This is a genomic window from Nocardia sp. X0981 (genome assembly GCF_977089955.1).
In genome coordinates, this window is sequence record NZ_OZ372435.1 from 15,242 (window position 1) to 27,515 (window position 12,274).

Here is a 12,274-nt window from a genome sequence, read left to right on the forward strand (position 1 = left end):
CAACCGCACATCACCGCGCCTGCCGCGCTCGTGCGCGCGGCGATACCGGCGACCCGGTGCGCAACGGCGGGCAGACCGGGCATGAGCAGATGAACCCGGTCGCCGCGTGACGAGCGCGAGCAGGGACACTATTGCCTCGGCAGAAAATGGAAGTTACTGTCATAAAACAGTAACTTCCATTAGAGAGAGGCTGTCATGTCAACCCTCTTGTACCGGGTCGGGCGGTTCAGCTACCGCGCCCGCCGGCTCGTGCTCCTGTTCTGGGTACTACTCACGGCATGTCTGGGCGTGGGAGCCGCTACCCTGGCCTCCCCCGCCGCGACCTCCTTCAGCCTGCCCGGCACGGAATCCCAGGAAGCCCTCGATCTACTGGAGGAGCGGTTCACCGAGATGCCGCTCGACGGCGGGTCGGCTTCGATCGTGTTCATCGCCGAGAACGGCACGGTGACCGATCCCGCGCTGCGCCGGCAGATCACCGACGTGGTCCAGGAGGCCGCCGGAGCGTCCGAGGTCGCGGTGGTGCGGAGCCCGTTCGACAGCGGCCTCGTCTCCCCGGATCAGCGGATCGCCGTCGCCGAGGTCACCTACGCGGTGTCGTTCGAAGCCGTACGCGATTCGAGCCGCCAGGAACTGATGGACCTGGTCGAACGGAGCGATTCGGCCGATCTCCGCATCGCGGTGGGCGGGGACGTGATGGAGCTGATGCCGGACGTCAGCAAAGAACTCGTCGGACTGCTCGTCGCCGCCGTGGCGCTCGTGATCACCCTCGGCTCACTGGTCGCCGCCGGAATGTCGCTGATCGCCGGAATCACCGGTGTCGCAGTCGGTCTCCTGGGCATCCTCACATGCACCGCCTTCATGGACCTCGGTGTCACGACACCGATCCTCGCCCTCATGCTCGGACTCGCCGTCGGTATCGACTACGCGCTGTTCATCGTCTCCCGCTACACCCATGAACTGACCCGGAATCCGGACCCCGAGCAGGCCATCGGACGAGCGGTGGCCACGGCGGGATCGGCGGTCCTGTTCGCCGGTTCGACCGTGGTGATCGCGCTCACCGGACTCGTCGTGGTCGGTATCGGGCTGCTCACCGAAATGGGGATCGCCGCGGCGGTGACGGTAGCCGTCGCCGTACTGGTGGCGCTCACCCTGCTACCCGCGCTCCTCGGATTCGCCGGCCCACGGATACTGCGGCGCGGCATCCGCCGGGCGGTGGCCGGGCGCGCCACGGCAGGCGCGACCGAGCGGCTCCCCCGCACTCTCGCCCAGCGTTGGGCGGTGCTGACCACCCGTAAACCGGTCACGACACTGACCGTCGCGCTGATCGGACTCGGCATCCTGGCCCTGCCGGCACTGGACCTGCGGCTCGGTATCCCCGACCAGGGCACCTACCCCGAACATTCCACGCAACGCCGAGCCTACGACGCGATCTCGGCAGGTTTCGGACCGGGATTCAACGGCCCCCTCCTGGTGGTCGCCGACCTGACCGGCGCGGCACAACCCGAAGACACCGCGCGGCGCGTGCACACGGAACTGGCCGGGACCCCGGGAGTCGCCATGGCCGCACCGCCGGAATTCGACCCGGCCGGTGAGACGGCGATCATCGCGGTCATCCCGGAAAGCGGGCCCGACAGCGAGCAGACCGAGCAGCTGGTGCAGCTGCTACGCGGCAGCGTCGCCGACAGCACCGACCGCTTCGGCGCCCGGATCGCCGTAACCGGAACCGCCGCCGTCATCATCGATTTCAGTCATCGGATCGCGAACGCGCTGTGGAGTTATCTGCTGGTGGTCGTCGGCCTGTCGTTCCTGCTGCTGATGACGGTGTTCCGCTCCATCGTCGTGCCGGTCAAGGCCACCCTGGGTTTCCTGCTCAGCGTGGCGGCGACCTTCGGCGTCCTGGTGGCTACCTTCCAGTGGGGCCGGCTGGAATGGCTGGGCATCCGCGAAACCGATGTCGTGGTGAGCATGCTGCCGATCTTCATCATCGGTGTGGTGTTCGGACTGGCCATGGACTACGAAGTGTTCCTGGTGACCCGGATGCGCGAGGAATACGTCCACGGCGCGTCGGCGACCGCGGCGATCCGGGCCGGTTTCGGGCACGGCGCGCGTGTGGTGGCCGCGGCCGCGATCATCATGGTGAGTGTGTTCGCCGGGTTCGCCTCGGGGGAAGCGAGCGATATCGTGCAGATCGGTGTGGCCCTCGCGGCGGCGGTCGCCGTCGATGCCTTCGTGGTGCGGATGACCCTTGTGCCGGCGGTGCTCGCACTCGTCGGGGACCGGGCATGGTGGCTGCCGAAGTGGCTGGACCGGATACTGCCGGACCTGGACGTCGAAGGCCGGAATCTGCCGGGCGAGCCGGTGCCGGAGGCGGCCGGTGAACAACTCTCCGGTTCGTTTGTCCAGCCGGTCGAGGGTTCGGCAAGATGAGGGCATGAGCACCGGTGGCCTGCGAGAACTCAAGAAGAAGCGCACCCGTGAAGCCATCCAGGATCACGCCCTGCGCCTCTACCGGGAAAAGGGGTACGCCAACACCACACTGGAGGAAGTGGCCGCCGCCGCCGAGGTTTCACCCAGCACACTGTTCCGCTACTTCCCCACCAAGCCGGACACGGTGCTCTTCGATCGCGTGGACCCCATCTTCCTCGAGAAGTTCCTCGCCCAGCCCGCCGAGCTCTCGCCTCTCGAAGCCGGACGCAATGCCCTGCTCGCCGTCCTCGAGAACACCGAACAGGACCTCGCCGCGCTGGAAACCACCCGTATGAAACTCATCGCCACCGTGCCGGAATTGCGCGCGGCCGTGGCGACGAAGGTGGAAACGGACCTACCGCCGTTCATCGAGGCCGTCGCGCGACGGGTCGGCCGGGATCCGGACGATCGGCGGGTCCAGTACTGGAGCGGAGCCGTGGCGGGTGTGGCGCTGATGGCCTACCTGCGCGCGATCGACAACAACGAGGACATCTACACCGTGGTCGGCGAAGCGCTGGAATTCCTGGAGAACGGAATGCCGCTCTGAGACAGCGAGGTACGGCACCGCCGCCCGGGTCCGGGCACGGCTCGGGCGGCGGCCACCGCAGGTACGGGACCGTCGGGCCGCGGCACTACCCGAACGCGCGCCCCTGTTCCCGGTCGAGTGCCGTCTCGCTCTTGTTCCGCAGGACGAAGAGGTACACCAGGAGCGAGGCGAAGACGACGGCGGTCACGTACCCGATGAACCACGTCACGTGACCGCCGTTCTTCGCGGCCTGGTAGATCATCGGAGCGGTACCGCCGAATGCCGAATTGGCCAGGGCGTATCCGATACCCACGCCCAGGGCTCGGATGTGTGAGGGGAACAGTTCGGCTTTGACGAGGGCATTGATGGACGTGTAGCCGGTGAGGACGATGTAACCGATACCGGTCACCACCAGGGTCGCCGCCACCGATGTCGCGTTCTGCAGGAAAGTGATGAGGAACCAGGTGTAGGCCACGCCCCCGATCCCGAAGAACACCAGGACGGGTTTACGGCCCACCTTATCGCTGATCAGCCCGCCGACCGGTTGCAGCAGCACGAGGAAGATCAATCCGGTGAGGTTGATCCAGGTGGCCGTCATCCCCTGGCCGTCGAACGCGGACTTGACCATGGCAGGGGCGTTCACACTGTAGGTGTAGAACGCGAGGGTGCCACCCATGGTGATCAGGAAACACACCAGCAGCGGACGCCAGTGGCCGAGTACCAGTACCCGGAGGGAACCCGATTCGGCATCCGCACCCCGCCGCACGGCGTCGAGCTGCTCCGCGGTCAGCGATTCGTCCATGCTGCGGCGCAGCCAGAACACGACGACCGCGGCCACGCCCCCGATGAAGAAGGCGATACGCCAGCCGAAATCGGCGATCTCCTGCTTGTCCAGGAACACTTGCAGCACCAGTAGGGTGAGCTGGGCGAGCACATGGCCGCCGACGAGGGTCACGTACTGGAACGACGAGAAGAAACCGCGGCGTTCCCGCGTGGCCGCCTCGGACATATAGGTGGCCGAAGCGCCGTACTCACCGCCGGTCGCGAAACCCTGCACCAACCTGCACAGCACCAGGATCACGGCCGCGCCCACGCCGATCGTCTCCCGTCCCGGTACGAGAGCGATCACCAGCGAACACGCCGCCATCAACGAAACGCTGAAGGTGAGGGCCGCGCGGCGGCCACGGCGGTCGGCGTAACGGCCGAAGAACCACGAGCCGACCGGGCGCATGAGGAACGTGACGGCGAAAATCGCGTACACGTAGACGGTGGAATTCTTGTCCGCCGAATCGAAGAAGTGGCTTTCGAAGTACGAGGCGAACACCGTGTAGACGTACACGTCGTACCACTCGACGAGATTGCCCGAGGATCCGCGCAGTGTGTTCCAGACGGCACGCCGCGTCGCCGCCCGGGAGGAGGCCGGTGCCTGCTCGCCGGGGACGGACGGGCCGGGAGTGGTGGTTTCGGACATCAGTGATCCCTCTCGTTCACCCGTACACGGAGTGCGCGGCGACCACAGGCCTGCGCGCTCCTCGTTCAGTGTGCAGGTAGGAACGGTGGCTCGGTGACCGGGTTCGATATTTCGAAACCTGCTGCGGCCCCTGCCCCACCCGGCGCCGGCCTTCCTTATCGTGCCTTGTATCCCGTAAAACCCGTGGATATCGGACCTCGGAATCACCTACCCGCTCCGCCGCGTAATGCACGACAGCAGCGACGGACCGAAACGTGATCGATTCAGACCTCAACAAGGCCGACTGTGAAGCGAATCACCGTGACACGTCTCGAGTGGTTGACTGTGAAACCGACTGGTATCTTTCGGATTACCGCTCAGCGCCGCGCCTCACCTGCGGCACTGAACCTGCGGAACATTCCTTCGAGCCACAGTTTGTGTGCCTCTTTCGTTGCGGAAAGGGGCAGGAATTGTCATACCTGCCTACAACCGATTTCGCAGTCGTTCGACAGCGAAACCGGCGGAGGCATTGATGGAGCTTTTATGACAGACACCAGCGCGCCGATTCTCCAACGCGCGCGAAATACCCCTCAGGCCGTAGCACGGAGTCGTATTCTGCTGACCGGATACTTCGCCGGACTCGGTATCGTCATGGCGGTCTGGGGAACTCGGATTCCGGCTGTCCAGGAGTCCGCCGGGCTGGATACCGCGGGGCTGGCCGCGGTACTGCTCGCGGCCGCGACCGGTATGGTCGGCGGCCTCCAGGTAGGCGGCCGGCTCGCCGACCCCGCCCGGCTCTCCCACCTGTTGACCAGCGGCGCACTCGGTCTCGCCGCCAGCCTGGCACTGCTCGGCGTCTGCCGGACCCCGATCACGCTCATGGCGGCGGCGCTACTCTTCGGTATCGCGCACGGGGTGCTGGACGTCGCGGTGAACGCCGCGGCGGTGCGGTGCCAGGAAGCCTACGGCCGGCCGATCATGTCGGGTCTCCATGCGGCCTACAGTCTCGGCGCGCTGGGTGGCGCCGTGGTCGCCGCCGTCGTCGCGCACTATTCGCACACATACGTTTTCGGTGCCACCGCGGCCGTGGCGATCGTGGTCACGGCCGCGGTGGCACCGGCCACCCACCGCATCGGTTCACCGGGCGCGGACCCCGACCCGGCGGGAACGGCTGCGCGGGAGGGTGATCCCGAACTGTCGCGGTCCCGGATCTGGCTCCTGGGCGCGCTGGCCGCCGCATGCCTGCTCGGCGAAGGCGCTGCCGCCGATTGGTCGGCAGTCCATCTCGATGAACTGCACGGGTCCGCCGCGACCAGTGCCGCGGCCTACGCCGCATACAGCGCGGCCATGGCCGGCGGCCGTCTCGTCGGGGATCGGCTCATCGCACGCTTCGGTGCGCCGAAAGTAGTGCGGATCGGCGCCCTGCTGGCCTCGGCCGGACTCCTCGCGGGCATATCGCTCACCGATGTGCCCTTCGCGCTGGCCGGCTGGGCCGTTTTCGGACTCGGCCTGTCCGTCACGATTCCCTCCCTGTTCACCGCGGCCGGGGCGGGCGGTCCGCGGGCGGTCGCCACCGTGGCCGTGGCCGGTTACCTCGGTCTCCTCGCGGGCCCCGCGCTCATCGGCGCCCTGGCCACCGTGACGACCCTGCCCGGCGCCCTCATGCTGCCCGCCCTGCTCGCCGCAGGCGTGGCTGTTCTATCCCATCGAGCCCTGGAGAACCGGTGACCATCGCGCTATCCCACCAGCCCGCAGAATTCGACGCGGTCATCTTCGACTACAACGGCGTCATCGGCCTGCAACCCACCGTCCCCATGTGGAGCGAGCTCGCCGAACTCGCCGGCTGGCACGCAGACCGGCTCGGACACTTCCAGAATGCTTTCTGGAGTGCTCGCGAACCCTACGATTCCGGGGAGTCCGACGATACGGATTTCTGGACCGCCGTACTCGGCCGTCGCCCGGACCCGCAATTACTCACGCGGTTACGGACCGTGGACACCGCACTGTGGACCCGGACCGACCACCGCGTCGTCGCACTACTCCACCAGGCCCGGCGAGCAGGTCTTCCCATGGTGCTGCTCTCCAACGCCCCCCACCCGGTGAGCGACGCTCTCGACGAGGCCGACTGGCGCGCTCTGATGACCGACGCCCTCTACTCGGCCCGGCTCGGCATGAACAAACCCCACCCCGACACCTACCGGAACGCACTCATCGCGACCGGAGTACACGATCCCGGCCGCGTCCTGTTCGTCGACGACCGTATCGACAACTGCCAGGCCGCCGCACACCTCGGTCTGCGCACCCTCCACTACACCGGCTCGCCCGCCGATCTCGGAGCTCAGCTGCGCCTGGCTACCGTCACCACGTAGCTTCCCCCGACTGATCACCAGGAAGTCCGGGGTATAGGGCTACCGCACGGATCGGCTGGTGTCGCCTCGCTCGCGCACCAGGCCGATCGGCGGGCCGATCCATCGCGGGTCGCTCCCCACCGAACCTCCACTCGTCCCGGCGTGGCCCCGCCGCTCGGCATCGACACCGTGGCCACCGCATGCAGCGTCGCAGGCGGTGGCATCTTCCGGCCGACTCCGCCGCCCCTCCGGCCCGACGCCACCGCCCATCCCAAGAGCCCGGCAGAAGCTCGAGAGCCCGGCAGAAGCTCTGAAACCCTGTTCCGCGCCCGATACCGGCACACCGCCCCGTGCGGCACCACACCAGTCGATCCGGAAATATTCACCACCCTGGCGGCCGCTATCGGCGACCGGCGCCGCTTTCGCTCCGCCTCCCGCACCCACGACGAAAACAGCCAGGTCGGTGGGATGGGCCACCGCGGTGGGCCATCGGAAGACTGCCGCCGGGCCGCAGGCGTCCCGATGCGCGCCTCGATCGGTACCGTCAGGCGGTCGTGATGGTGTCGCCACACCGATGTCCCGGGCCCGCCGCGCTGTCCGCACGAGCAATAGGTCCGAGCCGATCGACGCATCGGCCGTGGTACGTGCCGCACTGCGGGAACACCTGCGCCGGCCCTCGGGCGGCGTCCGCGCCGGGAACGCCATCGAGCTCACCGAGCGCGTCGCCACGCCGACACTCGGGGAGGGTGGATCACGGAGGGGAAGGAGTGAGATCGGGTGACGGTTCCGGGGCCGCTCCCGGCCCTCCCGCAGTACCGGCGAAAAGAGCTGTGCCGAAGTCGTTTCAGGTGGGCCCGCCGAAGGCGGTGAGACTGCTCGGCGCCTACCCAACGGCACAGTAGGACGAAGCTTTCTCAGGGGAGGAAACCATGCCTTGCGCTCACGATGCAGGAGTCGGGCCGAGAGTGAAGATAATCGCGCACTCCAACCTGCGGCAGTACCTCGGATCGCCACCGAACTGAAGCCCGTGGCTAGAGCGTGTAGTCGAGTATCGAGCGGACGAGGGCATCGCCGTCCTCGAGCATCGCCATATGCCCGACTCCGCGAAGGTATCGGAGCTCGGCACCCGGCACCGCCTCGTACTGGCGCGCGGCGGCCGGATCCCACCGAGGGTCGGAATCCCCGAAGAGCACGAGCAAGGGCTTCCCGGCGGCGCTGAGGCGCTCGGGCACAGTCCTCGCGTCGATATAGTCCATGTTGGCGGCGAGAATCGCGCGGAACGCTCGATAAGTCGTCCTTCGCAGATCCGCTACAGTTGTGTCGGGCACCGTGATCGGGGCCGCCGCAGTCGCTGCCAGTCCGCGGCGGATCATCGAGTCGGTACGAATCGCCCACACGAGCGGACCGAAGGGCGGCGAGGCGAGCGCCTTGACGATTGCCGGCTCGGGCAAAAGCGCTGCCCGGCTCGGCCCGGTACCGACCAGGACCAGCTCGCCGACCAGGTCCGGGCGACGCTCCACGAGGGCGGTGGCGACGTATCCCCCGCTGGAATGACCGACCACCTTCGGATTCCGGCACCCGAGCTCGTCCAATAATGCCGCTGTCCGGTCCGCCTGCTGGGGAACGGCGTACGTGGACGCCGGCTCGGATCGGCCGCATCCCGGAAGGTCGATCGTGATCACCCGATACGTTATGGCGAGCGACGGCACCACCGGTGCCCACGTCGAACCGGTCGCGCCCGACCCGTGGATGAGCAACAAGGGCGGTGCTGCCGGGTCTCCGTCGATGACGACATGCAACCCGTGGATTGTCGTGTCGGTACGTGTCCGGCCGAGGCTCGATTCGCTCATACGAGCAGCTTCGCCGAAAACTCGTCACACCGTCTTGTACGAATGTCACGTTTCCACGATCCGGCTAGCCTGGGAGGTATGACCGCTACTGGCCTACTGGACTGGAGCCGGGTCGAGGTCGCTGTCCCGGCCGGTCGCCCGACTCCAGGAGTCCGGATGGCGGGTTTCCGTTACCACGACATCGGCCCCGTGAACCTCACGATGATCCCGCATCCCTCGATCACGCTCCTGCTGGATCTCACCGACCGCGGAGTCACCTACAACGGTCCCGGCGGCCCGGTCGCGGGAAATGCGATCGTCGGCCTCCGCGCCGGCGCCTTACGGATGACCAGCGCGGGGGCCGGTGAAGTCTTGCAGATCCGCCTGTCCCCCGTCGCTGCCGCAGCGATTCTCCGAGACACCGAGATGATCGGCGGTACCGTGACATCGTTGTCGCAATTGTGGGGCAGCAGCGCTACCACCTTGACCGAGCGGCTCCGTTCGACACCGTCGTGGGACGACCGCTTCGCCCTCGCAAGCGCGTTCCTTCGAAGCCGGGCCTCCGGCAAATTCGCTGTAGCACCCGAACTCGTATACGCCTGGGATCAGATTGCCCAGACCAGAGGGCAGCTCCGAATCGAGACAATCGCCACCGAGACCGGCTGGACCCGCCAGCGACTCTGGTCCCACTTCCGGACCCGGATCGGAGTCTCGCCCAAGCATGCGTCCGAACTCGTCCGCTTCGACCATGCCGCCCATCTTCTGGCGGCAGGTCGCTCGCCCGCAGATGCCGCGGTCGAGGCAGGCTATGCCGACCAGTCCCATCTTCATCGTCGCACCAAGGCGATCACCGACATGGCCCCGCCCCGCATCGCGAGCGCACCGTGGCTCGCGATCGACGAAACTGCGTGGCCGATGAGCGGTCCGCAGCCGACCGGACAACGTCCGCCTGCCCGACGGGCACATGGGACCGAGGTGACCTGCGAGGCCGACGTGCGGCCCGTGTCGTTCAGACCGCGTTTCGTGCCGGCAACGTCCCGAATGCGCGTATGGCCTCCGCTGTCGCCCGCTGAGCTTCCGCCTGTGCGAGGGCAGCATGTGCCTGTGCCTGAGCGATCACGTTCCGCCGTTCCGCATCGCTGACCACGTCGCCGGCGGTAAGGCCACTGAGCAGCGCCTCGGCACGCTGCTTGTGAGTGGTGTAGTCATCCATCGCTCGATTCTCGCACCCATGGAACGGGGACGAACGGCTGCGGCGGGTAGATCGAATGCCGCTCTCGTCTCGCCGCCGACATACCGGCGCACAAGCTGCGGAGCTCCGGCACCGAGGCACCCGCCCGTGTCTCGATACCGGCACACTCCGACTCCCTCTCTCGACGACACCGGTCTTCATCGACAGCGTCACCTCGCATCACAGCCACGGCGGGGACGACCGATCGCTCCGGCGCGGGGCGCGGCCCATCGGCGTCGCGCCCAGTCCCGGGCACGGCACCGCGGCGGGCGAAATATCACGGCAGGAGCTGTTTCGAGATCGAAGCGGATACTCGCGCGCAGCTCTCCGTGGCCGATAGTCCGATCATGTCGCGAAAGGTTTCGCTGAAATGCGACGGGGTGGCGAAACCGGCGTCGATGGCGGCGCCAGTGAGGTCGTGGCCGGCATCCGAGCGGATCAGTACGCCCCTTCGCCGGCGGTTTCGCCGCCGTACTGATCTTTCAGGTTATCGGCACCGTCGCCGGGCTGGCACCGCTGCTCGCCGTTGTCGAATCGGCCCGCCGAGCTGCTGGATCGCAGACCAGGGCAACACCCGCTCCGCAACAGTCGGCTCTGGACGCGACCGGAGGCGTTGATCCGGAGCCACGGGGACGAGCCGCATCCATGACCTCAGAGGTCATCGCCCGAGGGCACCGGCGCGGTTAGCGTCGGTGCCGACAGCGATTCGACGATCGGAGCGATGATGGGCAGGAGCGGCGACGAGCTCGCGGTGACCGAGGGCGTGCTGCGATACGGAATGCCGTACCTGGCGTTGGGCAGCGGACGGCCGCTGGTCTTCCTGCGCTGGTTCACTCCCGACCACGCGAATCCGACCGGGTGGATGCGGTCCTCGGAACTGAAGAAGCTGGCCGGGCTCGCACGGCACTTCCGGGTGTACGCGGTGAGCCGGGCGCCGGGAACGGCGGTGGGAGCCACCATGGCCGACCTCGCCGTCGAGCACGCCGAGGCGTTGCGTGCCGAGTTCGGCGACCCGGTCGACGTCCTCGGGGTCTCCTCCGGTGGTTCGATCGCGTTGCAACTGGCCGCCGATCATCCCGACGTGGTGCGTAGGCTCGTGGTGGTGTCGGCAGCCTGCCGACTGGATCCGGTTCTGCGGATCGGTCAGCGTCGCTACGCCGAGGCGATGCTGGCGGGCAGGCGCGGACTGCACCATATGGCGCTCACCACCGTCGGCAACTCGGTGGGCGCGCGTCTGGTCGCTGCGGCGATGTGGTTGGCCGATCCGCTGGTGCGGCCGAAGTCACCTGCCGACACCCACCATTTCCTGCTCGCTGAAGACGGTTTCGATATCACCGAACGCCTCGGCGAGATGAAGGTTCCGGCCTTGATCATCGGCGGTGAGCGCGATACCTCCTACAGCGCCGAGACCTTCCGGCAGACCGCCGACGGCATCCCGGACGGTCGGCTGACCCTGTATCCGCGCACCAGCCATATGGGTGCGGTCACACATCCGGATTTCGTCGACGATGTCGTGCGATTCCTCGGGGGTACACCGGCGTAGACGACGGTGCCGGTTCATATGCTGGGTGCGCGCCGCCGGCACTGCGATCAGGTCGGCTCCGACCCACCTCGGCGGTACTGCTGATCCCATTCCCCGACACCGCCCTGCACAACGACTGAATCCGCGATACCCACAGGAAGGAACAAAATGACAGAAGGTACGACGCGAGCGGCGGACGAGGCCGCGCTCGCCGAACTGGAGCAGCGTCAGTGGCAGGCCTGGGAACGCGGCGACGGCCCAGCGTTCGCCGAAACCTTCACCGAGGACGCCGATTTCGTCGCAGTGAACGGCGAGCACATCCACACGCGGGCAGCGATCGCTGAAAGCATGCAGCAAGGGTTCAACACCTTCATGGCGAACACGCGGATCTTCCCCGCCGAGCAGCGCCGAGTCCGGTTCCTCTCTCCGGACACCGCCATCGTGATCTCCAGTGGAATCTGCGTATTGCGCGACGGCGCCACCGAATGCCGCCCCCAAGACCGCTCCATCCAAACCCGCACAGCGGTCAAGCGAGACGGTCGATGGCTGATCACCGCGTTCCAGAACGGAAGAATGGTCCCACCCCCGGCATGAAAACATCACACCGACCCGAGCACACACTCGGCACAGTCGCTACGAACGCTCCCCCTCGCTCGACAGAAAGATCAGCGCCGGGCTCGGGCCACTGCACGCCGCGGCGGCCGTGGCGTTGGTGGTGAGTCCGGCGATCGTGGTCGGCGGCGGGCTCGTGCGAGTCACCGGCTCCGGTCTGGGGTGCCCGGATCGGCCCACTTCCGCCGACGGCTCCTCGGCACCGGCTCCCGAGATGGGTTTACACGCGGTCATAGAATTCGCCAACTGCGCTCGTCATCGCCATCGACGATTCCACACCCAGCGACCGC

The 12,274-nt window shown here is 67.3% G+C and carries 10 protein-coding genes; 7 read left to right on the top strand and 3 right to left on the bottom strand.

The window, feature by feature from the left end; genetic code table 11:
• The first annotated feature begins 195 nt into the window (after window positions 1–195).
• Together ACYR7D_RS00090 and ACYR7D_RS00095 are read left to right on the top strand one after the other, a co-directional pair.
• On the top strand, window positions 196–2,427 hold the full coding sequence (locus ACYR7D_RS00090) for an MMPL family transporter (protein WP_459547599.1): 2,232 nt from the start codon (window positions 196–198) through the stop codon (window positions 2,425–2,427).
• Window positions 2,428–2,431: 4 nt separating this feature from the next.
• Window positions 2,432–3,013 (top strand): TetR/AcrR family transcriptional regulator, encoded by a 582-nt coding sequence (locus tag ACYR7D_RS00095; protein ID WP_459547600.1) that lies wholly within the window; start codon window positions 2,432–2,434, stop codon window positions 3,011–3,013.
• 85 nt (window positions 3,014–3,098) lie between these two features.
• On the opposite strand, the gene ACYR7D_RS00100 is transcribed toward ACYR7D_RS00095, so the two are convergent.
• Window positions 3,099–4,463: an MFS transporter gene (locus tag ACYR7D_RS00100; RefSeq protein WP_459547601.1), complete on the bottom strand. Its 1,365-nt coding sequence runs from the start codon at window positions 4,461–4,463 to the stop codon at window positions 3,099–3,101.
• Window positions 4,464–4,985: 522 nt separating this feature from the next.
• Between ACYR7D_RS00100 and ACYR7D_RS00105 the strand changes: the two genes are divergently transcribed.
• Window positions 4,986–6,170 (top strand): MFS transporter, encoded by a 1,185-nt coding sequence (locus ACYR7D_RS00105; RefSeq protein ID WP_459547602.1) that lies wholly within the window; start codon window positions 4,986–4,988, stop codon window positions 6,168–6,170.
• Window positions 6,167–6,811 carry an HAD family hydrolase gene (locus tag ACYR7D_RS00110; protein ID WP_459547603.1) on the top strand — a complete coding sequence of 215 codons (645 nt, stop codon included), beginning with the start codon at window positions 6,167–6,169 and terminating at the stop codon, window positions 6,809–6,811. The genes ACYR7D_RS00105 and ACYR7D_RS00110 overlap by 4 nt, the downstream gene beginning before the upstream one ends.
• Window positions 6,812–7,821: 1,010 nt before the next feature.
• Here ACYR7D_RS00110 and ACYR7D_RS00115 read toward each other — a convergent pair.
• A complete protein-coding gene (locus ACYR7D_RS00115; protein ID WP_459547604.1) occupies window positions 7,822–8,640 on the bottom strand; it encodes an alpha/beta fold hydrolase in 819 nt (272 codons plus the stop codon).
• Window positions 8,641–8,796: 156 nt separating this feature from the next.
• Here ACYR7D_RS00115 and ACYR7D_RS00120 point away from each other — a divergent pair, with 156 nt between their 5' ends.
• From ACYR7D_RS00120 to ACYR7D_RS00130, 3 genes are all read left to right on the top strand, one after another.
• A complete protein-coding gene (locus tag ACYR7D_RS00120) occupies window positions 8,797–9,762 on the top strand; it encodes a helix-turn-helix domain-containing protein (RefSeq protein WP_459547605.1) in 966 nt (321 codons plus the stop codon).
• Window positions 9,763–10,571: 809 nt separating this feature from the next.
• On the top strand, window positions 10,572–11,393 hold the full coding sequence (locus ACYR7D_RS00125) for an alpha/beta fold hydrolase (RefSeq protein WP_459547606.1): 822 nt from the start codon (window positions 10,572–10,574) through the stop codon (window positions 11,391–11,393).
• A 147-nt stretch (window positions 11,394–11,540) separates the two neighbouring features.
• Entirely contained in the window at window positions 11,541–11,966 is a 426-nt protein-coding gene (locus tag ACYR7D_RS00130; RefSeq protein WP_459547607.1) for an SgcJ/EcaC family oxidoreductase, read from the top strand.
• Between the two features lie 39 nt (window positions 11,967–12,005).
• Here the strand turns inward: ACYR7D_RS00130 and ACYR7D_RS00135 are convergent, their stop codons facing one another.
• Window positions 12,006–12,131 carry a hypothetical protein gene (locus tag ACYR7D_RS00135; RefSeq protein WP_459547608.1) on the bottom strand — a complete coding sequence of 42 codons (126 nt, stop codon included), beginning with the start codon at window positions 12,129–12,131 and terminating at the stop codon, window positions 12,006–12,008.
• Window positions 12,132–12,274: the final 143 nt, after the last annotated feature.